This is a genomic window from Paracoccus binzhouensis (assembly GCF_016446475.1).
GTDB classification, from domain to species: Bacteria; Pseudomonadota; Alphaproteobacteria; order Rhodobacterales; family Rhodobacteraceae; genus Paracoccus; species Paracoccus binzhouensis.
This window is the reverse complement of record NZ_JAEHFP010000028.1, coordinates 17645-40439: the sequence shown is the minus strand read 5'-3', so window position 1 is coordinate 40439 and position 22795 is coordinate 17645. Positions and strand designations below refer to the sequence as shown.

Sequence of the window (22795 nt, the reverse complement as noted above, 5' to 3'; positions counted from 1 at the left end):
TGTCGGGTGATTAGCAAGATCGGGACCGCCATGGCGTCGACCTATGCCTTCAGCGCCGGAGCGCACGGAGACTGGCGTATCTCCTCGATCGCGGCCTATCGCGGCGCCGGCCTCGCACCGGCCGAGGCCCTGACCATCCACCCCTGGGAGCCCGGCCCGATCGATGACCCTACAAGTTGGCGCCTGCTCGGCACGGTCAGCAACCTCCGCTATGCGACGCGAGACGAGGTGGCCGGCCTGAGGGCGCGCCAGGAGGGCCTCGACCGCCGACAGGCGACCCATGCAGCCCTGATCCCAATCAAAAAGTCGGCGGCCTGGTGGGACCTCGCGCAGGATGACAGACGCGCGATCTTCGAAGAGACCTCGCAGCACACGGCGATCGGCATGGAGTACCTTCCGGCGATCGCGCGCCGGCTGCACCACAGCCGCGACCTCGGCGAGCCGTTCGATTTCCTGACCTGGTTCGAGTTCGCACCGGCCGATGAGCCGGCGTTCGACAGGCTTTTGGCGCGGCTGCGAGCGACGCGGGAATGGGATTTCGTTGAGCGCGAGGTCGATGTCCGGCTTGTCCGGACCGAGCCTGTCTAAGCGAAGCCTCAGACCCGCCCCGACACCGGAATGAACGCACCGGTGACGCCGCTGGCATCCTCGGCGAGCAGGAAGGCGATGGCGTATGAAACGCTTTGCGGGCTTCGAGAAATTCAGCTTTAGCTGGATCGCTGGGGCTATTACGCGATCCTGGCAGTAGCCTTCCTGGTCGTGCCGCTGGTCATCGACAGCTACTGGGCCAATGCGGTGCTGGTGCCCTTCCTGATCTATGCCATCGCGGCCATCGGGCTGAACATCCTGACCGGCTATGCCGGGCAGGTCAGCATCAACGCCGCCGCGGCGACAGTGTTCTGGATCGAGACCGGCGAGGCGCAGGCGCGGCTTGTTGCGGTGGACGGACATGCGGTTCAGCCGGTTTCTGGCACGCGCTTCGGCCTGGCCATGGGCCAGCGGCTCGATCTGGAGATCGACCTGCCGAACGAGGGCGGCGCTTGGCCGATCCTCGCGCTGCGGGAAGGCGCGCGTGAGCGCACCGGCCTGATCCTTGCCACGCAGGGTGCCGAAATCCGGCGCATCGATGCCGTGGCTGAATCGGAAGCCCCCGCCTTCGACACCGACCTGGCGCAGGAGTCGCGTCTGCTCGCGGCGGAGGCGCTGCCGGATCGGCCGGTGGACCGCAGCCATATGGTGATGCTGGGCGGCTCGATGCAGCCCTATGTCTGGACGATCGACGGAGCCGTCTGGGGACAGCATCGCCCGATAGCCGCGCGCAGTGGTGAGCGGGTAGTGCTGTCCTTTCACAACATGTCGATGATGGGTCACCCGATGCATCTGCACGGGCATGTCTTCCAGGTCGTCAGGCTGAACGGACGTGCGGTCGCGGGCGCGTTGCGCGACACGGTCTATGTGCCGCCGATGTCGATGGTCGATGTGGCGCTCGACGCCGGTGAGGCGGCGCGCTGGATGTTGCATTGCCACCACATGCCGCATCTCGAAACCGGCATGATGACCGAATTCGCGGTCAGCGCATAGGCCAAACCGAGAACGCCGGATCCCGGCGTTCTCCCTCAGCAACAAGGAGGCGGACTCATGTCGATGTCTCACGGCGGCCATGCCGGTCACATGCCCGTGGGCGGCGATCGCAAGGCGCTTGTCATCTCGGGCTGGCTCACCGGCCTTTACTTTGTCATCGAGCTGGGAATCGGCATCTGGACGGGCTCGGTCGCCGTCATCTCCGATGCCTTTCACACCTTCTCGGCCGTGGGCGGCGTGCTCATCGCGCTGGTCGCGCTACGCTTGACCGAGCGGAAATCCAGCCCGGCGCGCACCTTCGGTTATGTCCGGGCCGAGATCCTCGGCGCCCTTTTCAACGGCCTGTTTCTCGTCGCGATGGCGCTTTTGGTGCTGTGGATGGGCGCGATGCGCCTCATGGAGCCGATCGAGCTGGCCACGACGCCGATGCTGTTTGCCGCTGCGGGCGGGATCGCCACCGAGCTTGTCGCGCTCTGGCTGCTGTACGAGCGCCAGAAGGGCAACCTGAACATGCGCGGCGCCTACTGGCACATCCTGCAGACCTTCGTCGGCAGCTTCCTGATCATCATCTCTGCGCTGGTGATCCGGTTCACGGGCTTTATGGCCATCGATCCTCTGCTTGGCATGGCCTTCGGACTGGTGCTGCTCTGGGCCTCCTGGGGCATTCTGCGCGAGGCATTGCACATCCTGCTGCAAGGCACGCCGGAAGACCTCGACCTGGAAGCCGCCATCGAGGCCATCCGGCAATTGGAGGGGGTGACGGACGTGCATCACGTCCATGCCTGGAGCCTGACATCCGGGCGCAATGTCTTCTCGAGCCATATCTGCGTTCGGAACTGGCAGGACGGCGAGCGGGTGCTGCGGCAGGCGAACAATCTTCTGCGCCAGCAGTTCAACATCTACTTCTCGACGTTGCAGATCGAGGAATACTGTCTCGATGGTGAGGAGACCGCGGCCGACATCGACATCACGCGGTCACATGCCGGGTCAGGACGGGCCAGCGTCGGAAAGGTCCACGGTAGTCACTGACGGCAGGAACTCCGGAATCCAATCACCTCTTGACCTTCCAGCGATTGGAAGGCGCAGAACAGACGAAACGCAAGCTCAGGAAACGCCGAGGAGGCGTGAACATGACCAGCAAGACGGAACACGATCACCAGAACCAGACTCACGCCCATTCGGCCCACGGACATGTGCATGATCACGCGCATGACCACGCAGCCGCCGCGCAGGACGACACGCACAAGGTCAAGGACCCGGTCTGCGGAATGATGGTCGATCCCCACACGACCCAGCACAAGGCCGAGCATGCCGGTCGGCCATATTACTTCTGCTCGGCCGGGTGCCGGGCGAAGTTCTTGGCCGAGCCGGAACGCTATCTCGATCCGGCCGCCGCGGCGGCCAAGGCAGAGCCGGTTCCCGAAGGGACGATCTACACCTGCCCGATGCACCCGGAGATCCGGCAGGTCGGGCCCGGATCATGCCCGATCTGCGGCATGGGGCTGGAGCCGGTTCTGGTCAGCCTAGAGGCAGAGCCGAATGTAGAACTGATCGACATGACGCGCCGGTTCTGGATCGGCCTTGCTCTGACGATCCCGGTGTTCGTCCTCGAGATGGGCGGGCATCTTTTCGGGCTGACCCACGCCATCGGTCAGCAGGCCTCGAACTGGCTGCAACTGCTCCTCGCCACGCCAGTCGTTCTCTGGGCGGGCTGGCCATTCTTCCAGCGCGGCTGGCAGTCGCTGGTCAACCGCAGCCTCAACATGTTCACCCTGATCGCCATGGGCACCGGCACGGCCTGGATCTACAGCGTCGTGGCGACGCTGGCGCCGGGCATTTTTCCTGACCAGTTCCGCCAGCCCGACGGCTCGGTCGCGGTCTATTTCGAGGCGGCGGCGGTCATTACCGTGCTCGTGCTGCTCGGGCAGGTGCTGGAGTTGCGCGCGAGAGAGAGCACCAGCGGCGCGATCCGCGCGCTGCTCGACCTTGCCCCCAAGACCGCCCGGATCATCCGCGACGACGGCACCGAGGAGGAGGTTCAGCTCGACACCGTTCATGTCGGCGACCGCCTGCGGGTGCGGCCCGGCGAGAAGGTTCCGGTCGATGGCGAGGTGCTCGAGGGTCGCAGCGCCGTCGATGAATCGATGGTGACCGGCGAGTCGATGCCGGTGACCAAGGAGGTCGGCGCCACCGCCATCGGCGGCACCATGAACCAGTCCGGCGCGCTGGTGATCGAGGCGAAGAAGGTCGGCCGCGACACCATGCTGTCGCAGATCGTCCAGCTTGTCGCCGAGGCGCAGCGGAGCCGCGCGCCGATCCAGCGGCTGGCCGATCAGGTCTCCGGCTGGTTCGTCCCGGCGGTGATCGTGGTCGCGGTGCTCGCCTTCATCGCCTGGTCGATCTGGGGTCCCGAGCCGCGCTTCTCGTTCGGTCTCATCGCGGCGGTCTCGGTTCTGATCATCGCCTGCCCCTGTGCGCTGGGGCTGGCGACGCCGATGTCGATCATGGTCGGCGTCGGGCGCGGCGCGCAGGCGGGCGTGCTGATCAAGAACGCCGAGGCGCTGGAGCATATGGAGAAGGTCGACACCATCATCGTCGACAAGACCGGCACCCTGACCGAGGGCCGGCCCGCCGTCACCGCCATCGTTCCGGCTGCTGGCTTTACCGAGGAAGAAGCCTTGCGCCTTGCCGCCAGTGTCGAACGCGCCAGCGAGCATCCGTTGGCGCTGGCCATCGTGCGGGCGGCCGAGGAGCGCGGCCTTGAACTCGCACCGGTCGCGGATTTCGACTCACCCACCGGCAAGGGCGCGCTCGGAGTGGTCGAGGGCAAGCGCATTCCCCTTGGCAATGCCAAGTTCCTCGCCGAGCAGGGCGTCGATGTCGCGCCGCTGGCCGATGAGGCCGACCGGCTGCGCGAGGACGGCGCAACCGCGATCTTCATGGGGGTGGACGGGCAGGTTGCGGCCATCTTTGCCATCGCCGATCCGGTCAAGCCATCGACGCCCGAGGCGCTCGCCGCGCTCAAGGAGCAGGGCATCCGCGTGGTGATGCTCACCGGCGACAACTGGACCACGGCGAAGGCCGTCGCGCGCCAGCTCGGCATCGACGAGGTCGAGGCGGAGGTGCTGCCCGACCAGAAGAGCGCGGTCGTGCAGCGGCACAAGGCGGCGGGCGAGGTGGTGGCGATGGCCGGCGACGGCGTCAACGACGCCCCGGCGCTGGCCGCTGCGGACGTTGGCATCGCCATGGGCACCGGCACCGATGTGGCGATGGAAAGCGCGGGCGTCACATTGCTCAAGGGCGATCTGACCGGCATCGTCCGCGCCCGCAAGCTGTCGGAAGCGGTCATGGGCAATATCCGCCAGAACCTGTTCTTCGCCTTCATCTACAACGCTCTGGGCGTGCCGGTCGCGGCCGGGGTGCTGTATCCGTTCTTCGGCATCCTGCTGTCGCCGATCATCGCGGCGGCCGCCATGGCGCTGTCCTCGGTCAGCGTGATCACCAATGCCGCTCGGCTGCGGAGGGTGAAGCTGTGATGCCCGCTGGCGCGCCTCTGCCGGCACCATGCCGCAGCATGCAAGCACCTGCTCACCCCTTCGTGCGTCGCGCCCGGACCGTGACGGCGAGATAATGAATCCATGAAACGAGGTTTGACGATGAGAAACGATCACCCCATCAGCCGGCGCACCGTTCTGGCCGCTGCCGGCGCGCTGCCCCTGCTGATGTCCATGCCAAGGCGGGGACATGCCGAAGCGCTGCCGCTGGTGAGCGTCAGCAAGGATCCATCCTGCGGCTGCTGCGATGGCTGGGTCGCGCATATCGAGGCCGCAGGCTTCCCGGTGAAGGTGGTAGAATCCTCCGATATGGACAGCCTCAAGCAGCGGCTCGGCGTCCCGGCCGAACTGGCCTCCTGCCACACCGCCGAGGTGGGCGGCTACGTGGTCGAGGGCCATGTGCCTGCCGCAGCCATCCGCCGCCTTCTGGCCGAGCGGCCTGACGCGACGGGGCTGGCCGTTCCCGGCATGCCGGCCGGCTCGCCCGGCATGGATTTTCCGGGCGTCGATCCCGAGCCCTATGAAGCGTTCCTGTTCGGCCCGACCGTCCGGAGCTTCGGGCGCTTTCTCGGTCCACGGGAAATCTGACACGGGGCTGCCGACATGATCGCCCGACTTGCGAATGATCCGAAACAGCACCTGGCCGAGGCGGCTTGCCTCCGTCAGCGGGGCGGTCTCGCGGCGTCGGGTGGCGGGAGACGTGAACGCGACATCGCACTGGCCCGGCGTGCCGCCGGGAAGGAAAGTGGCGCATGACCGGGCGGGTGCGAGCTGCCTTCCGGGTGAGATGCGGTCGATTGCGCCAGTTTGCGGTTTGCATCCTGCTGCTTGCCATCGGCGCCCTGGTTCTGCAGGTCCCGGTACATGCCGGCCCCGCCGGACACGCCATCCACCAGCAGCAGGTCGCCGCCACGGCAAGCCACTGCGCCCAGCCTCACCTGCCGGACGAGCATGGCGCAGATCAATCGGCAGGCTGCCTGAACGAGGACAGTGGCCAGGGTCCGGCGGACTGCTGCCAGATCTGTCTGGCCGCCGCGGTTCTCGTCGCGCCGCCGACGTTCGGCCCGTCCGTGAACGGTGAGGTTTTCACGGTTGTGCGCACTGATCCGCACGACCGATCACCCGAAGGCATCCTGAAGCCGCCACGTCTCATCGCTGCGTGATGCGCAGGGATCGCCGCGAGGACGAGAGACGTCTCCGGCCGCTCCGCGCAAACCCGAAAGACAAACGAACAGGATGGAGAGCCGCGCCCGCAAATCCGGGCCGGTGCTCCGGAACCAGAGGATGAAATCCAATGAACCGAACAGCAATCGTAATCGCCCTTACTGTCAGCCTGCTGGCAGGCCTGCCAGGCGCTGCTCTCGCGCAGGCCGGACATGACACCCATCACCCGGGAACCCCGCCCGCACAGGCGGAGCAGGCGCCCGCGCCAACGCCGCCTTCAGGCCAGATGCCCGGCATGCAAGGGATGATGCCCGAGCAGTGCCAGGCCATGACCCCGGAATGCATGGGCGCGATGCGCCAGATGATGCAGGGTGGGATGATGCAGGGGATGATGGGCGCGCCGAACGCCGGGGCGGCCCCGGTTAACGAAAGCCTTCCGGATTTCACCCGGGCCTACGTCGAATCGATGAATGAAATGCACGGACCGATGATGGACGGCGTCATGGCCGACGATCCGGATGTCGCCTTCGTCCGGGGCATGATCCCGCATCATCAGGGCGCGATCGATATGGCCCGGATCGTCCTGCAGTATGGCGACGACCCGAAGACAAGGGAGTGGGCGGAGCAGATCATCGCGGTGCAGGAAGGCGAGATCGCCGAAATGCAGGCATGGCTGGAGGCGAAGGCCGGCGAGGCACCTGCGCCCTTTGGTCAGACCGGCGGGACTGTCTGGTCCGCCAATGAAGGCGGCAATTCCATCAGCGCCATCAATCTCGCCACCGGAGCGGTCGACACGGTTTTGATCCCGATCGCGCCCCACAACGTCGACCTGACGCCTGACGGCAAGCTGCTGTTGGCCGTTGGCGATCCTGCCGTCGAAGGGGATCACGGGTCGGACGGGCATGGGCACGGCGGGGACGGTGCGGCCGAGGGTCTGTTGGTCATTCTCGATCCGCAGAACCTCTCGGCGCCCAAGGCGACCGTCGCGGTAGGCTCGCACCCGGCCCATGTGGTCGCTGACCGGCAGGGGCGCGCCTATGTCTCCTTGGCCGGCGGAGACGAGATCGCGGTCGTCGATCTCGCACGGGCCGAAGTCATCGGGCGTATCGCGACGGGGGACTATCCGCACGGCCTACGGCTCAGCCCGGATGAGACCCAGCTTTACGTGGCCAATGTCGAGGACGGGTCCGTGTCCGTCATCGACACCCAGGCGCTGTCCGAGGTCGCGCGCATTCCGATCGGGACCGCGCCGGTTCAGGTCGGGTTCACGCCCTCGGGCGATCAGGTCTATGTCTCGCTGCGCGACGAGAACCGCGTCGCCGTGATCGACACTTCAACCCGCGAGGTGACGAACAGGATCGACGTCGGGCCGAACCCGATCCAGCTCATCGCGACGCAGGATGGGAAATTCGTCTATGTCGCCAATCAGGGCACCGAGGCCGAGCCGAACGACACCGTATCCGTGATCGACACCGCAATCGGTCAGGTGGTGAAGACCATCACCACCGGCCGCGGCGCCCATGGAGTATCGGCATCGGCGGACGGGGTCTATGTGTTCGTGACCAACATCGCCGACGATACCGTGTCGATCATCGACGTGGGGAGCCAGGAAGTGGTCAAGACAGTGCCGGTTGGCGATCGCCCGAACGGCATCGTCTACGGCGGCCCGGCGCGCTGAGCGATCGGCGCCGGAGTTCGCTCCGGCGCCAGCTACCGGCCAGGCACCGAGCCGCGGTCGGTCAGAACAATAGGGCCCGCCGTCTCATTGGCGGGCCCTCGCTATCCCTTGGGGGGCGCGAGCCTGTTACTGACCGCGGGCGGCCAGCCACTCGCGCATCATGGCGATCTCGCCCTCCTGCGCCGCGATCACGTCTTCGGCGAGGGCACGGATCTGCGGGTCCTCGCCGTGTCCCAACACGACGCGCGCCATGTCGATGGCGCCCTGATGGTGCGGGATCATGCTGCGCATGAAATCCACGTCGGCGTCGCCACTGAACTCGACGGCCATCCCGGCATGCATGCGGTCGTTTGCGGCCATGTAGGCCTGAACTGCCGGGCTGTCGGAGGCAGCCGCACCATGCGCGCCATGACCCATGTCCGAACGATCCGTGATCGTAACGCCTTCATCCACGATCTGCGATTGCGCAACGGCCAGTCCGCCCGCGGCGGCAAGCGCGGTCGCCATGAACAGAACGGACAGCTTGTTCATCAGGCGACCGTCCCCACCGGCGCGACGGGAAAGCCCGCCTCGGCCAGCGCGGCCTCGAAGGCGGCGCGGGGCTGCCCGGAGGTGACGACGACCTTGCGCTTCGGGGGATCGGCCTCGACGTTCGCTGCGGGATCAACCGTGTGAATCGCCCTGGTCACGCCGCACGCGCAGCCGCCGCAGGTCATATTTTCAATGTGGAACTGCATGAGTGCCTCCTGTGGTTCGTCTCATGCAAGGTGAGATAGGGTTTCCCATCGCTGGAAGGTCAAGAGGAAAGAATCGATCCTGACAGGTCTTGACCTTCCAGCGATGGGAACCCTTATCTCCCTTGGCGGATGATGGAATAGCTTCAAGGAGACCCCCTTCATGACCGCCCCAGCGCGAGATCGCGAGCCCGGAGCCGGCAGCATCAATCTGCCCCCGATCAGCCTGTCCATCGAGGGCATGACCTGTGCCTCATGCGTGGGCCGGGTCGAGAAGGCGCTGCGGGCCGTGCCCGGCGTCGCCTCGGCAAATGTCAACCTGGCCACCGAGCGCGCCGACATCCGTCTCAGCGCGCCGGTCGAGCGTGCCGCGCTGGTGGGTGCGGTGGAAAGCGCGGGCTATGACGTGCCCAAGCCCCAGGGTGCGGTCGAGATCGCCATCGAGGGGATGACCTGCGCCTCTTGCGTGGGCCGGGTCGAAAGGGCGCTGCAGGCGGTGCCCGGCGTTGCTTCGGCGACCGTCAACCTCGCCACCGAGCGCGCGACCGTCACGGGCCCGGCCGATGCCGGCGCGTTGCTGCGGGCCATCACCGAAACCGGCTACGAGGCGCGGCTGATCGACGGCGGCGGGGCCGATGAGGCGCAGGCCAACGCCCGCAAGGAGGCCGAGCGCGAGACGCTGCGGCGCGACCTGATCCTGGCGGCGGCGCTGACCCTGCCGGTCTTCGTCCTCGAGATGGGCAGCCACCTCATTCCCGCCGTCCATGACCTCGTCGCGGGCACCATCGGCATGCAGGCCAGTTGGTATATCCAGTTCGCGCTGACGCTGCTGGTCCTCGCCATCCCCGGCATCCGCTTCTACCAGAAGGGCCTTCCCGCCCTGTTCCGTGGCGCGCCTGACATGAACAGCCTTGTCGCGGTCGGCACGCTGGCGGCTTTCGGTTATTCACTTGTCGCCACCTTCGCCCCCGGCCTGCTGCCGGCGGGCACCGTCAACGTCTATTACGAGGCGGCAGCCGTTATCGTGACGCTGATCCTGCTCGGCCGCTATCTCGAGGCGCGCGCCAAGGGCCGCACCTCCGAGGCGATCACCCGCCTTGTTGGCCTGCAGCCCAAGACCGCGCGCGTGCGCCGGGGCGGCCGCGTCGAGGACATCGCGGTGGCCAACGTGGCTCCCGGCGATCTCGTCGAGGTCCGTCCGGGCGAGCGCGTCCCCGTGGACGGCGAGGTGGTCGAGGGCGAGAGCTGGGTGGATGAATCGATGATCACCGGCGAGCCCATCCCCGTCCAGAAGCAGGCGGGCGCTGCCGTGACCGGCGGCACCGTGAACCAGAAAGGCGCCTTCGCCTTTCGCGCCACTGCGGTCGGCGGGGACACGGTGCTGGCGCAGATCATCCGCCTGGTCGAGGAGGCGCAGGGCTCGAAACTGCCAATCCAGGCGCTGGTGGACCGCGTCACCATGTGGTTCGTCCCGGCCGTCATGGCGGTGGCGGCGCTGACCTTCGGCATCTGGTTCTTCTTCGGTCCCGACCCGGCGCTGACCTTCGCGCTGGTGAACGCCGTCGCGGTCCTGATCATCGCCTGCCCCTGTGCGATGGGCCTCGCCACGCCGACCTCGATCATGGTGGGCACCGGGCGCGGCGCCGAGATGGGCGTGCTGTTCCGCAAGGGCGAAGCGCTCCAGCTGCTGAAGGATGCCAGGGTCGTGGCGGTGGACAAGACCGGCACGCTGACGGAAGGCGCCCCCGCGCTGACCGATCTGGAACTGGCCGCCGGGTTCGAGCGGGCCGAGGTCCTGAGCCTCGTCGCCGCGGTCGAGGAGAAGTCGGAGCACCCGATCGCCCGTGCGATCGTGGACGCGGCCGCCGGGGAAGGCCTTACGCTGCCCGCCGTCTCGAACTTCGAGTCGGTGACAGGGTTCGGCGTCAGGGCCGTGGCCGGCGGCAAGCCCGTCGAGATCGGCGCAGACCGCTACATGGCCGAGCTTGGCCATGACGTGGCCGGTTTCGCCAAGATCGCCGAGCGTCTCGGCAACGAGGGCAAGTCGCCCCTCTACGCCGCGATCGACGGCAAGCTGGCGGCGATCATCGCCGTGGCCGACCCGATCAAGGAGACGACGCCGGCCGCGATCGCGGCGTTGCACGACCTCGGCCTGAAGGTTGCGATGATCACCGGCGACAACCGCCGCACGGCCGAAGCCATCGCCCGGCGGCTAGGCATCGACGAGGTCGTGGCCGAGGTGCTGCCCGAAGGCAAGGTCGAGGCCGTGCGCCGTCTCAAGACCAGTCATGGGACGCTGGCCTATGTCGGTGACGGCATCAACGACGCCCCGGCGCTGGCCGAGGCGGATGTGGGCCTTGCCATCGGCACCGGAACGGATGTGGCGATCGAGGCCGCCGACGTGGTGCTGATGTCGGGCAGCCTCAAGGGCGTGCCCAACGCCATCGCGTTGTCGCGCGCGACGATCGGCAATATCCGGCAGAACCTGTTCTGGGCCTTCGCCTACAACACCGCGCTGATCCCGGTCGCGGCGGGCGTGCTCTACCCGGCCTACGGGGTTCTGCTGTCGCCGGTCTTCGCCGCCGGGGCGATGGCGCTGTCCTCGGTCTTCGTGCTCGGCAACGCGCTCCGCCTGCGCCGCTTCACGCCGCCGATGGGGACCGATCCGACGGCCCCAGCGACCGCCAGCCCCGCCATGTCCGGCCGGCTTGCACCTGCCGAGTGATCGCCACCCGCGCCGACCGGGGCGCCAGAGTGCGTCCCGGTCATTCCCCTAGCCTGGAAGACCGTCATGACCAATATCACGCACGTCACGCACGACGTCATCTTTCCGCCAGCGGCCGTTCCGCTCATCTTCACCACCAACCAAAGGAGCCACCCATGAACATCGGACAAGCAGCCCACGCCTCGGGAGTCTCCGCCAAGATGATCCGCTACTACGAACAGACCGGCCTCATCCCTCCCGCCAACCGGACCCAATCGGGCTATCGCGACTATTCGGACACCGACGTCCACATGCTGCGCTTCATCCGTCGCGCGCGCGATCTGGGCTTCTCGGTGCCCGAGATCCAGAAGCTCCTGAACCTCTGGCGTGACGGCAGCCGGCAGAGCGGCGATGTCAAGCGCGTCGCTCTTCAGCACATCGAGGAGCTGCGGCATCGGATCGCCGAGATGGAGGACATGGTCACCACGCTCACGACGCTGGCGGACGCCTGCGCGGGCGACCACCGGCCCGACTGCCCGATCCTCTGCGACTTCGAGCAAGCGGCCCCGGAGCATCGGCCGGCACCCGCGAGGGCACCCCTGCCAGGCAGCCGCCCCTCCGTCTGACTGCGGGGCATTGTCGGCCATCGCCGCTTAATCCGGCGGCGCGGCCTCTTCGCCGTCGAGGCCGATATCCGCCAGTGCGCGTTTTGCGCCTTCTTCCGCCGTGCGCGTCAGGATCGCCTCGAACTCGGCGTCCGGCATGCGGACAAAGCCCTGATCGGAACGGGTGGTGTCATCACTTCTCCCTTCCGCCGCTCAACCGACCTTGCAGCCCCAGAACGACGTGTGATCGGCCGCGAAATACCCATCCGCCGCGCGAAAGGTGCCCTGCAACTCGACGGTGTCGCCCTGCGCGAGCGGCGCCATGGTCTGCAGCCAGAGCGCCGTCGCCTCGGAGGCGTGCGCCCCTGAAATCTCGCCCTTTGATCTCGGATTTCGGTCGATCCGTTCAGCACCAGCCGCCCGCGCATACGCGCATTGGTGCTGGAGTTGATCTTGTATAGCAGCGTGGCACCGAAGAGCCACGCGCCCGCGACGGGCGCAACGAAGTGGCTGTTGCCGGCGCAAACCCGCGCTATCGTGGGCGGCGATGACGAAGGAGTTTCCGATAACCGCCGGCGACCATGGAACGGGCGTCACGCAGGAGTGCCTTGATGGCATGACGGGCGGAGGATGCCTGCCATTCGTCCCGGTCGAGACGGCCGGTGTTCAGGAGGACACGCGCGATCTCCTGCTGCGTGGTGCCGGCCCGATGGCCATCGAAAGCCCGCAGCATCCGTCGGAGTCGCTCCCTTTGCTGGCGTGTCAGGCGCGTATCCGGGGGAATCGCGCGTCCATGCAGGGCGGAAAGGAAGCGTTGAACGGCTTCGATCCGGTCGAAACCGGCGAGACTGAGAGGGACGACGGCGACCGCGATCGCATCGCCCTTGAGGGCGCCGTCGAGAACCTGCAGATGCTGCCCGTTGCCGAGCGGGAATCGGAACTCCATACCGGGGTTCTTGACCGAGAAGTCGAGGCGCCAGGTCGGCGGAGCGTCATCAATGCTGTCGCCGAGACCCGAAGGGGCCTCGGTCAGCACCACGACACTTGTGTCCTCGGCCGGAAGCCAGAAAACTGGCGCATCGGGCGGCGGGATCAGCGGATCGACGGGGAAATCGCAACCCCCAGCGCTGCCGGATCCGTTCGGTCAGCGGCTGGGGGTCTCCATGGTCGGCAATCGAGGCTTCAAAATCTGCGTCATAATCATCGTTGCGGCGCAGCCATTCCCAGGCCAGATCGGATGCGGTCAGTTCATCCAGATGGTCGTATTGCGCCGAAGAACGCCAGGTCGATGCGTCAGGGGTCATCGCGGCCTCCCGAATCCACTCAAACGAATAGGGAAGGCTCAGGATTCCCGCACGGGTTGCGTTTCGGAAGTCAGGCGCTGGTCAACAGGTGATGCGCGGCACGCATCACGGGTCAGGTCTTGCGTTGGCTTTCGCGGACCAGCTCCCGGTAGCCCTGTTCGGTCATCCAGTGCGCGCGGGCGAGATGAGCTTCATGGACGGCTCGGCAATGCTCGGGGTCGTGTTCGGGATCGAGGCCAAAAAGAACCTGCACGGCTTCGCGCCAATCGGCGCCATCACGCTCGGCATCGAGCAGGCGCATGTAGAGTTTCATGTGCTCGCGATCATAAGATGTCAGCGTCTGGCTGGACGGCGGTTTGTCGAGATATGTCTGTGTCGCGCGGGCCATCATTCGCTCACGTTCGGGTAACGTATTTGTTAACCATCTTCGGCGGAAGATAGCCATTCCTTTTGACGAGAACCTGACATCACGCGGGCCGCTATTTCACCGTTTGGCGGTGTTGGTCCCATCGTGCTGCAACAACACGCCCTCGCCCTTGTCCGTCGACAGGAAAACGATCCCCGCCGCTTCGAGAGCGCGGCGCACCTGATCGCGGGTGGACTCGAACACCTCGAGCCCGTTTTGGGATTCGAGACGTTTGAGTGCGGTCAATGCGACCTGGGCCTTGTCGGCGAGCGTCTCCTGTGTCCATCCCAGTAACGCACGCGCAGCCCGTGATTGGCGAGCGGTGATCATACATGATCACCTCCCACCGGGATATGCACGCACTCCAGAACTACGACTATAATAGTCGTTCTTGCTTCGGATGCCAGCCGAAATTCAGGTGCAATTATCAAGGATAGCTAGGCGACTCTCCCGTCCATGCCCGTCTGATTCGGTCGCTGGACCTTGCCAGAATCGGCGGGCGCGATCCGGTGAAGCAGGGGAGAAACCCGGCGGCTTGCGCCGCCGGGCCTCGGGTTCCCGATCAGAACGGAATGTCATCGTCGTCGATGAACTTGCCGTCGTCGTTCTCGGTCTGCTTCGCGCGGCTCAGGAAATCGACCGTCTCGGCGATGATCTCGCAGCCGTAACGATCGACCCCGGCGGCGTCGGTCCATTTCGTGTAGTGGATACGGCCGCGAACCAGAACCTTCATGCCCTTGTCGCAATGCTGCTGGACCGTTTTGCCGAGGCCGTTGAAGCAGGTGATGCGGTGCCATTCGGTGTCCTGGACCCGATAGCCATTCTCGTCGCGCAGGACGCGGCCTTCCGAATAGCGGGGGCGCGAGGTGGCCAGGGTGAAGTGGGTGATGCCGGTGCCGCCCTGGGTGGTGCGGGTTTCGGGGGCCTGGCCGATGTTGCCGGCGAGGATGACGATGTTCTGCATTGTAGGTCTCCGTTGCTCCTCGGAGGGACCGTCCCTCCGACGAGACCCGGCCAAGGCCGTCGGAAGACTCCTGCAACTGCCGCCCTTGCTGCAGCTTGCCCCCAAGGCCCCAGGTGGGGCGGGCAGCCGCGCTTGCGCGGCAACACGGCTGGGAGCCGCGGGGGTTGCTGGTGGAAGCCGAACGGACTTAGGGGATCAGTCAGGCGGAGGGATGGTGCTTTCGTGAGCGGATCGGGGACGCACAGCAGAACCATCGTCCTTGCTTGCAACCGTGACCTGTCAGCCCCATTTGAACCAAGACCACCCGGCATGGCAGCCGTCACCCGTCATCGTCGGCCGCCCTCGCGTCCGCCGCCGGAAGGCCCTGTCATCCGCGATGTGATCGAACAGGCTATCGGGTTCCCAGGTCCAGTGTGGCACCGTCCTGCTTCATCGGCCAAAGGCTCGGTCCTACTGCATCGTGAAGGGGCAAGGAAGGTGTTCTCGGAGGCCCTACGAAGCGAGGTGGACCGATGCAGCGGGGTATCGACCGCAAAGAACTGCGGGTTCGCACCGATGAACCGTTTCCAGAGCCGGGCGAAGCGGGCCGGGAGCGACGGCGACATGCCCGCGATGAACTCACTTTCCGTCTTGGGTGGAACGACCGAGGCCCGATAGCGCAAGCTGCCGGGTTTACTCGGAGGTGGCGGATCGCGGCGGGAGTTTCAGCGCGAGAACACCGACTCGCCGAGGGCATTCAGATTGACGATGGCCGAGATGCCGATGACGAGACCGCCCATGCCGCCGAGCAGATTGAGGACCAGGCCCGAGTCGATGGCGTTCTTGGTGATGCCATAGACAAGGGCATAGCCGGCAATGACGGCAGGCACGGCGAAGAGAGCAAGCGCAATGAGCCGCAGCGCCGGATTTTTCGCGAAGCCGAGAACCACGATCACAAGGGCGATCGAGAACAAGGCAGCGCCGATGGCAGCAAAGCCCGACATCACGACACCGGCTCCCGCGCCCCAAGCATATTGCGCGGCCGTGATGGCCGCCATGACGGGCAAGGCATAGATCGCGAGATTCCAAGCGATCACGCAGGCCGCGATGGTGAGCGAGATGGCAAGCAGGATCAGCGTCATGGAAACCTCCAGAGAACGGTTGGGGATCACGACAGGCTGCCGGGAGATGCGCTCCGCCTGCGACTATGCTGCTTCGCCGGTTCTGCAAGGATGTTTCATCAAAGGCGCGGCGGCACTTTCTGTCAAGGTTTGGCGGCTGAAAGCCGCCGAACGGCGGGGCTTACGCCCCGCCATCGAACTTCATGACCGGAATGCCGAGCTTGCGGGCCTTGTCGGCGAGATTCTCCTGAATCCCGGTGCCGGGGAAGACGAGGACGCCGACCGGCAGCACGTCCAGCATGGTATCGTTGCGCTTGAACGGCGCGGCCTTGGCGTGCTTGGTCCAGTCGGGCCGGAAGGCGACCTGTGGAACCTTGCGGTTGTCCGCCCAGCGGGATGCGATCAACTCCGCCCCCTTCGGCGAGCCACCGTGCAGCAGCACCATGTCGGGGTGCTTGGCATGGACCTGATCGAGCTTCGCCCAAATCAGGCGATGATCGTTGAAATCCGCACCGCCGGTCAGCGCCACCTTTGGACCGGCGGGCAGCATCACCTCGGTCTCGGCCCGGCGCTTCGCGGCGAGGAAGTCGCGGCTGTCGATCATCGCGGCGGTCAGGTTGCGATGGTTGACCATCGAGCCGGTGCGCGGTCGCCAGGCGCTGCCGGTATGGTGCTCGAAAGCCTCGGCGGCGAGGTCGCGGAAGAGTTCCATGCTGCTGCGCCGTTCGATCAGAGTCTGTCCCTCGGCCGTGAGGCGTTCGAGTTCGACGGACTTCACTTCGCTGCCGTCCTGTTCCCGCTGCATCCGGCGCTGTGCCTGCTCGTTGTCGTCGAGATCGCGTTCCACCCGGCCGGTGGCCCGGTGGAAGAGATTTGCGGTCCCCCAGAGCAGTTCTTCGAGATCGGGCTCAAGGCGGGTGTCACTGAGCGTCGCCACAAGGGCGTCGAAGATGTCGGTGACGGCGGCAGCGACGGTATTGCCCTCGGGCAGCGGCCTTGGATCGGGTTCATCCTGGAAGGGACGCCAGCCGTAGAGCTGGAGCTCAGAGAGGGCGTGATCGGTCTGGGAGGAGGTGTGGACCGGCTCGGCCCCTGCATATTCGGGATCAATCGTCATCGGGAGCGTCCTTTGTCTGGAGACCGCGCCCATCGCGGCCTTCGCAGGCGTCGAAGCGCACGGGCGAGGCGGGTTGGCAGCCCTCGCCCGCTCCGCGAGGGCCTCGATGGCCGGGGTGGGCTATTTTGACTTTCGCGATGCAAAGGCGGGGCCAGAGACGGGGTCCCCACGCGACCTGTCGCGTGGGGTGGCTCCCCGCCGGCGGAAAATAGTCCACCCCCGGCCATTGCCAGCCCGGCCCGTTTGTGCGCCGATCGCCCTCTCGAGACAGGCCGTGGGTGCGGGACTCTCCGGCGATGGATGCACCTGCCGATGGCAAGCGAACGAAACCGGCAGAGGCCGAGCCGGACCGAGCCTCCGGGGCCGATCACACCCTCACCCTTCCATGAAACGGCGGACGTCTTCGGGATGAAGCTGATCCTTCAAGGCCGCCCCGAGAGCATCGGCGCCATGGCGTCGCAGATCATCGTTGAAATCGCCCTCGCGCGGCGTGAGCGACATCGCCTCAATTCCGAGGCTCGCTGCTCGGGCGACCAGGCGGTCTCTTGCGCCTTCCCCGGCCGGGTCGCGATCGCGCAAGACATAGAGTCGGCGCAGGGTCGGCGGGAACAGGATGGCGGCGAGGTGAGCGGCGGAAAGCGCCGCCAGCATCGGCATCTTGGGCAGAACCTGACGGGGCGACAGCACGGTCTCGATGCCCTCGCCAGCCGCGAGCACCACACCGGCATTGCCGAAGCGGACGGCGTGCCCAAGAAGGTCGCCCATCGCCCGCCGCGGTGTCTCGACAGGCGCCTTGCCGGAACCGTCCGGGGCGAGCCATGTGCGATGCGCGCCGGTCTGGTGGCCGGTGAGATCGGTGACGGCGGCGACCATCGCCGGCCTGATCTCGGTGGGCGCATGCTCGTTGGGCCTGTAATAGCACCGGGGATGGTAGCGCAGCGCGGTGGTGCCTTCGAGCGTGGTGATCGCTCGCCGGTTGAGGTAGATCGCAGCAAGGGTGCCGTGGATCGGCTGCGCCATGGCGAAGAGCCGCCGCGACGCTTCAGGCGAACCGGGTGCCGCGCCGGATGTGCTGTCGGTCGGCGCTCTCGTCTTTGCTGGTTCGGGATGCGGGAGGGCGAGGAAGCGGCGCGCTTCCTCAGCCACGTCCTTGAAATCGGCGAGGCCGAGCGCCTCGCGGATGACGTCGAGAAGGTCGCCATGCTCTCCCGTCGCCATGTCACTCCACTTGCCCGCCGCGCCCTTGCCGGATTCCGGGCCGGTCAGTCGCACGAACATGGAGCGTCCTGGGGTGTTCTGCACGTCGCCGACCAGCCAGTATCGCCCAGTGCGTTGGCCGGACGAGAGATAGTGGCGGCAAACCGCCTCGGCCTCGCGGCCAAGGCGGATCGCCAGTTCGGATGCGTCGTGGCACAGCATCAGGCTGCGTCCCGCTCGCCGATGCGTTCGACCGGCCAGCGGTCGAAGAGCTTCCCGAGGATCGCCGGACCGCTGGCATCGACCGGCACGAACATGCGCAGCTTCCAGGAGATGATCTCGTGGAACAGCCCATAGGCCGTGAGGCGCTGGCGCATGGTGTCGGTGAAACCCGACAGCTCGATCCGGTTTGCCCCCATGACCCGGACCCGGCGAAGCTGGAGGCCCTCAGCGAGATCGAGGATGGTCCGACTTTCCAGCAGCGCCGCGAAAGCGTCGTCGGGGGTAATCGACGCGATGCCGGTCGTGGTGGCGTTGGCGGCCCAGGCCGGCGAGACCTTGCGGCCGATGATGCGCTCGCCGGCGTCAGACTGAAGCCGATAGACGCGAGTGGAGTCGTTCGGCAGCCGCTTCCAGATCGGTAGCAGCAGGCCCGTCACCATGTGCAAGGTGGACTCGGCGAACTCCGGCACCTCCGCGACTTCGGCTTCCCAGGCCGATGCGAAGGCATCCCTGTCGGCTTCGACCCAATGGGTCTCGCGCATCATCCTGACCGGGACGTTCTGCGCTTCCATCGTCCGGATCAGCCGGACGCGGCGCTCGATCTCGCCATCGTCCAACATCACGCTGGTGGTGGGGATCTGCACCGCTGCCCGGCCTGAGCGCTCGTTGATCAGCAGCCTGGCGCGGGGATCGTCGAGTTCCGCCAGCGCGGCGTCGAGCGTCACCGGGCGGTTGCGCCTGCGTTCGGTGATGGTCAGCAGGCTGGTCTCGGCCCCGGTGCGCGGGTGCGTGTAGATCACCTGCCGATCCGTCACTACGAAGCTCTCGGCGCGCAGGGTCTCCAGCCCGGCGTCATAGGTGCCGGAGGCGATGGCGCCCTCGATGCGGGCGGTCAGAAGTTGTTCGAAGGCGGTGAAGAGGATGCCCTGAAGCTCGATGGTCAGCGCCAGCAGCCGGTTGAGGAAGGTGGTGATGGCCGGCAAATCGTCCTTGATGCCGTTCGCATCCATCAGCTTCAACCCGGTGGCAGCCTCGAACCGCTCCAGTGAGCAGCCGTCGACCTTGCCGCGCACCAGCAGGAGATAAAGCTGGCGCAGCGCGTCACGGGCGTAATGCGATTCCAGGTTATCTTCCGGGCGGAACAGGCCCTGACCACCGGTCTGGCGCTGGCCGCGCGTAATCGCGCCCAGCGTGTCAAGACGGCGGGCGATGGTCGAGAGGAAGCGCTTCTCGGCCTTCACATTGGTCGAGATCGGTCGGAACAGTGGCGGCTGTGCCTGGTTGGTGCGATGCGTGCGGCCGAGGCCCTGGATGGCGGCGTCCGCCTTCCACCCGGCTTCGAGGAGATAGTGGACACGCAGCCGGGTGTTCTTCGCCGACAGTTCGGCGTGATACGACCGGCCCGTGCCGCCCGCATCGGAAAAGACCAGCACGCGTTTCTGATCGTCCATGAAGGCTTGCGTCTCGGCCAGGTTGGCCGAACCCGCGCGGCTTTCCACGACGAGCCGGTCGATGGAGACGCTGCGTTTGCGGACGATACGGCGCGAACGACCCGTGACCTCGGCCACCGTGTCGGTCCCGAAATACTGGATGATCTGGTCGAGCGCGCCGGGAACCGGCGGCAGGCTGGCGAGACTGGCGATCATCTCGTCGCGCCGGGCTACCGCCTCCCGGCTCTCGACCGGCTGGCCGTCCCGATAGACCGGGCGCGAGGACAGATTGCCCTCGCTGTCGGTGAACGGCTCGTAGAGTTGGACCGGGAAGGAATGGGCAAGGTAATCTAGGACATATTCGCGCGGCGAGAGGTCCATTTTCAGATCGCCCCATTCTTCGGTAGGGATCTCCGCCAGCCGCCGCTCCATCAGCGCTTCGCCGGTCGAGACAATCTGGATGACGGAGGAATGGCCCGCTTCCAGATCGCTGGCGATCGAGCGGATCAGCGTCGGGGTTTTCATGCTCGTCAGCAGGTGCCCGAAGAAGCGCTGCTTCGCGCTCTCGAAGGTCGAGCGGGCGGCGGATTTGGCCTGCCGGTTCAACGTGCCGGAACCGCCGTCGCCGCCGGTGATGTTGGCGGCCTGCATCGCCGCATCCAGATTGTTGTGGATGATGGCGAAGGCATCGGCATAACTGTCGTAGATACGGACCTGCTCGGGCGTCAGCTCGTGGTCGAGCAACTCGTATTCGACGCCTTTGAAGGACAAGGACCGGGCGGTGTAGAGGCCGAGCGCCCGCAGGTCGCGGGCCAAAACCTCCATCGCCGCGACGCCGCCCGCCTCGATCGCCTCAACGAACTCGGCCCTGGTCGAGAACGGGAAATCCTCACCGCCCCAGAGGCCGAGCCGCTGCGCATAGGCGAGATTGTGGACGGTGGTGGCGCCGGTGGCCGAGACATAGACGACTCGGGCATCGGGAAGTGCATGCTGGATGCGCAGCCCGGCACGGCCCTGCTGCGAGGCGGCGACATCGCCGCGTTCTCCCCTGCCTCCTGCTGCATTGGCCATGGCATGCGCCTCGTCGAAAATCACCACCCCATCGAAGTCTGTGCCCAACCATTCGACGATCTGTTTGACCCTGGAAACCCTTGTCCCCCGGTCGTCGGAGCGCAGCGTGGCATAGGTTAGAAACAGGATGCCTTCGTTCAGCGTGATGGGCTTGCCTTGCGGGACTCGCGACAGCGGCGTGACCAGCAGCCGCTCCATGCCGAGCGCCGACCAGTCACGTTGCGCGTCCTCCAACAGCTTGTCGGATTTCGAGATCCAGATCGCCTTACGCCGCCCCTGCATCCAGTTGTCGAGGATGATGGCGGCGGATTCCCGACCCTTGCCGACGCCGGTGCCGTCGCCGATCATGAAGCCCTGACGGAAACGGATTGCTCCCTCGGCATCCTCCGGCGCGGCGGCGAGATTGTCGAGCGTGTCATCGATCGTCCAGCCCCCGGCGAGGAAGCCCCCATGGGCCTCGCCCGCATAAATCACGGTCTCCAGCTGCGCCTCGGACAGCTTGCCGAGAATGTCGTTGGGAAGCGTCGGCCGATAGCTGGGCTTCGGCGGCGCGATGCTCGCCATCGAGGCCGACTGCACGAGCTGGGTAGGATGCGCCTGCGCCCCGTCGATGCGGATGGTCTGAAGCCCGTATTCCTCGTAGATCGCGTCGGAGAGGCCGCCGCCCTCGGCCGGTTCCCAATCCACGGTCTCGTAGGCGACCGGCACGGCCTCCGGTTCCGCAAGGGGCGCGGCGGGCGCGGATCGCGCGGCGCGGTTGACGTAGCCGCGCACGGTGCGGGGCGCGGTGGGTCGTGCGACCGGCACCGTCAGGCCGGGATCGACCGGCAGCCGCGTGGGAAGCAGGTCGGCTAGCCAGGCGATCAGCGTGGCCACGTCCGGCGCGACACCAGGCGCTGCCGGAAACACCGCCGCATCTTCGGCCGGCAGCTTGTCGATGACCGTGAGCCGGGTCGGGACAGTGGTGCCTTGCTTGGCATAGACCGAGCCGTCGATGGCGGCGGAAAAGGTGACGCGACCGCGTTCCTGCAGCCGGGTCCAGGAGGCGGTCCACGCCGGATTATCGGGGGCGAAGCTCGCCCCGGTGATGGTCACGAGCCGTCCGCCGGGCGCAAGACGCGCCAGCGCCGAAGCGACATGGCGGAAGGCAGCATCGGCCATGCGGCCCTCGACATGGGCCATGACCGAGAACGGCGGGTTCATCAGCACAACGGTCGGAACAAGGCAGGGATCGAGATGGTCATCGATCTGGGCCGCATCGAAGCGGGTAACGGAAAGGGCCGGAAAGAGGGAAGACAAGAGGCCGGCGCGCGCCTCGGCCAGTTCATTGACGAGAAGCGCGCCGCCGGCGATCTCGGCCAGGATGGCGAGGAGCCCGATGCCGGCCGAGGGTTCCAGCACCCGGTCGGCGGGGGTGATCGCCGCCGCCGTGACCGCCGCGAAACCGAGCGGGATCGGGGTGGAGAACTGCTGGAAGCTCTGCGCTTCTTCCGAGCGGCGCGTATGCGTCGGCAGAAGCCCGGCGATCTTGCCGAGTTGCGGCAGGATGGTGGCCGGAGACCCGGTTTTGCGGAAAAGCGCTTTGCCGTATTTGCGCAGGAAGAGGACGGTGGCCGCCTCGCAAGCATCATAGGCGATCTTCCAGGTCCATGCGCCGGTAGCGTCGGAAGCGCCGAAACCCGCTTCCATCGCGCCGCGCAGCGTGGCGGCGTCGACACGCTGACCGCGTTCCAGATGCGGCAGCAGCAGACCGGCAGCGGTGAAAACGCAGGCTGCGGTCTCGGCGCCATGGTCGAGCGGAAGCGGCGCGGTGGCGGATGCCGCCGCGGATGCGGAAATCATGTTCATCGGGGATTCCTCGGGAGAGCAAGTCAGGATCAAGCCGGGCAGCGCTCTCTCTCGACCGCACCGGCTCAAACCCCTTCCGGCCCATCTCTCGCTCTGAAGCCGTGGCGAAAGCAGGC

The 22795-nt window shown here is 66.5% G+C and carries 20 protein-coding genes and 1 pseudogene; 9 read left to right on the top strand and 12 right to left on the bottom strand.

What is annotated here, in order from left to right; translation table 11 throughout:
* The 7 genes and pseudogenes from I9P22_RS09105 to copM (I9P22_RS09070) all read left to right on the top strand — a co-directional run.
* The coding region (locus I9P22_RS09105) for a chlorite dismutase family protein (RefSeq protein WP_269846637.1) at nt 1-588 on the top strand (588 nt) is incomplete at its 5' end.
* Nucleotides 589-873: 285 nt separating this feature from the next.
* Nucleotides 874-1581, top strand: a pseudogene (locus I9P22_RS09095) (multicopper oxidase family protein); the annotation flags it as partial.
* A gap of 90 nt (nt 1582-1671) precedes the next feature.
* Nucleotides 1672-2610, top strand: coding sequence for a cation diffusion facilitator family transporter (locus I9P22_RS09090; protein ID WP_332909015.1), 939 nt, complete (start codon nt 1672-1674; stop codon nt 2608-2610).
* Nucleotides 2611-2711: 101 nt separating this feature from the next.
* A complete protein-coding gene (locus I9P22_RS09085; RefSeq protein WP_088233771.1) occupies nt 2712-5117 on the top strand; it encodes a heavy metal translocating P-type ATPase in 2406 nt (801 codons plus the stop codon).
* Nucleotides 5118-5237: 120 nt separating this feature from the next.
* Entirely contained in the window at nt 5238-5723 is a 486-nt protein-coding gene (locus I9P22_RS09080) for a DUF411 domain-containing protein (RefSeq protein ID WP_058099086.1), read from the top strand.
* Between the two features lie 164 nt (nt 5724-5887).
* Nucleotides 5888-6298, top strand: a complete 411-nt coding sequence (locus I9P22_RS09075) for a hypothetical protein (RefSeq protein WP_058099087.1) — start codon at nt 5888-5890, stop codon at nt 6296-6298.
* A gap of 131 nt (nt 6299-6429) precedes the next feature.
* A complete protein-coding gene (gene copM / locus I9P22_RS09070; protein WP_058099088.1) occupies nt 6430-7977 on the top strand; it encodes a CopM family metallochaperone in 1548 nt (515 codons plus the stop codon).
* A gap of 126 nt (nt 7978-8103) precedes the next feature.
* Here the strand turns inward: copM (I9P22_RS09070) and copM (I9P22_RS09065) are convergent, their stop codons facing one another.
* Both copM (I9P22_RS09065) and I9P22_RS09060 read right to left on the bottom strand, forming a co-directional pair.
* Nucleotides 8104-8508 (bottom strand): CopM family metallochaperone, encoded by a 405-nt coding sequence (gene copM / locus I9P22_RS09065; protein ID WP_058099089.1) that lies wholly within the window; start codon nt 8506-8508, stop codon nt 8104-8106.
* Nucleotides 8508-8714: a heavy-metal-associated domain-containing protein gene (locus I9P22_RS09060; protein WP_058099090.1), complete on the bottom strand. Its 207-nt coding sequence runs from the start codon at nt 8712-8714 to the stop codon at nt 8508-8510. Before I9P22_RS09060 ends, copM (I9P22_RS09065) begins: the two co-directional genes overlap by 1 nt.
* A 160-nt stretch (nt 8715-8874) precedes the next feature.
* Here I9P22_RS09060 and I9P22_RS09055 point away from each other — a divergent pair, with 160 nt between their 5' ends.
* Nucleotides 8875-11436, top strand: coding sequence for a heavy metal translocating P-type ATPase (locus tag I9P22_RS09055; RefSeq protein WP_082658172.1), 2562 nt, complete (start codon nt 8875-8877; stop codon nt 11434-11436).
* A gap of 155 nt (nt 11437-11591) precedes the next feature.
* Nucleotides 11592-12041 carry a Cu(I)-responsive transcriptional regulator gene (cueR, locus tag I9P22_RS09050; RefSeq protein WP_058099091.1) on the top strand — a complete coding sequence of 150 codons (450 nt, stop codon included), beginning with the start codon at nt 11592-11594 and terminating at the stop codon, nt 12039-12041.
* 27 nt (nt 12042-12068) lie between these two features.
* On the opposite strand, the gene I9P22_RS24545 is transcribed toward cueR, so the two are convergent.
* From I9P22_RS24545 to I9P22_RS09000, 10 genes are all read right to left on the bottom strand, one after another.
* Entirely contained in the window at nt 12069-12179 is a 111-nt protein-coding gene (locus I9P22_RS24545) for a DUF6127 family protein (RefSeq protein ID WP_223191438.1), read from the bottom strand.
* 373 nt (nt 12180-12552) lie between these two features.
* Nucleotides 12553-13059, bottom strand: a complete 507-nt coding sequence (locus I9P22_RS09040) for a DUF2285 domain-containing protein (RefSeq protein WP_223191437.1) — start codon at nt 13057-13059, stop codon at nt 12553-12555.
* Nucleotides 13016-13324, bottom strand: coding sequence for a transcriptional regulator domain-containing protein (locus I9P22_RS09035; protein ID WP_149766091.1), 309 nt, complete (start codon nt 13322-13324; stop codon nt 13016-13018). The genes I9P22_RS09040 and I9P22_RS09035 overlap by 44 nt, the downstream gene beginning before the upstream one ends.
* Nucleotides 13325-13436: 112 nt before the next feature.
* The gene (locus I9P22_RS09030) at nt 13437-13712 is read right to left on the bottom strand and encodes a DNA -binding domain-containing protein (protein WP_449406400.1); all 276 of its coding nucleotides are present in this window, start codon (nt 13710-13712) and stop codon (nt 13437-13439) included.
* A 96-nt stretch (nt 13713-13808) separates the two neighbouring features.
* On the bottom strand, nt 13809-14060 hold the full coding sequence (locus I9P22_RS09025; protein WP_149766090.1) for a helix-turn-helix domain-containing protein: 252 nt from the start codon (nt 14058-14060) through the stop codon (nt 13809-13811).
* A gap of 232 nt (nt 14061-14292) precedes the next feature.
* Nucleotides 14293-14694 carry a single-stranded DNA-binding protein gene (locus I9P22_RS09020; protein WP_058099094.1) on the bottom strand — a complete coding sequence of 134 codons (402 nt, stop codon included), beginning with the start codon at nt 14692-14694 and terminating at the stop codon, nt 14293-14295.
* 704 nt (nt 14695-15398) lie between these two features.
* The gene (locus I9P22_RS09015) at nt 15399-15815 is read right to left on the bottom strand and encodes a hypothetical protein (RefSeq protein ID WP_088233770.1); all 417 of its coding nucleotides are present in this window, start codon (nt 15813-15815) and stop codon (nt 15399-15401) included.
* Nucleotides 15816-15975: 160 nt separating this feature from the next.
* Nucleotides 15976-16911 carry a DUF2493 domain-containing protein gene (locus tag I9P22_RS09010; protein WP_088233769.1) on the bottom strand — a complete coding sequence of 312 codons (936 nt, stop codon included), beginning with the start codon at nt 16909-16911 and terminating at the stop codon, nt 15976-15978.
* Between the two features lie 375 nt (nt 16912-17286).
* Nucleotides 17287-18330, bottom strand: a complete 1044-nt coding sequence (locus I9P22_RS09005) for a DUF7146 domain-containing protein (RefSeq protein WP_149766087.1) — start codon at nt 18328-18330, stop codon at nt 17287-17289.
* Nucleotides 18330-22679 carry a strawberry notch family protein gene (locus tag I9P22_RS09000; protein WP_199259174.1) on the bottom strand — a complete coding sequence of 1450 codons (4350 nt, stop codon included), beginning with the start codon at nt 22677-22679 and terminating at the stop codon, nt 18330-18332. The genes I9P22_RS09005 and I9P22_RS09000 overlap by 1 nt, the downstream gene beginning before the upstream one ends.
* Nucleotides 22680-22795 lie beyond the last annotated feature (116 nt).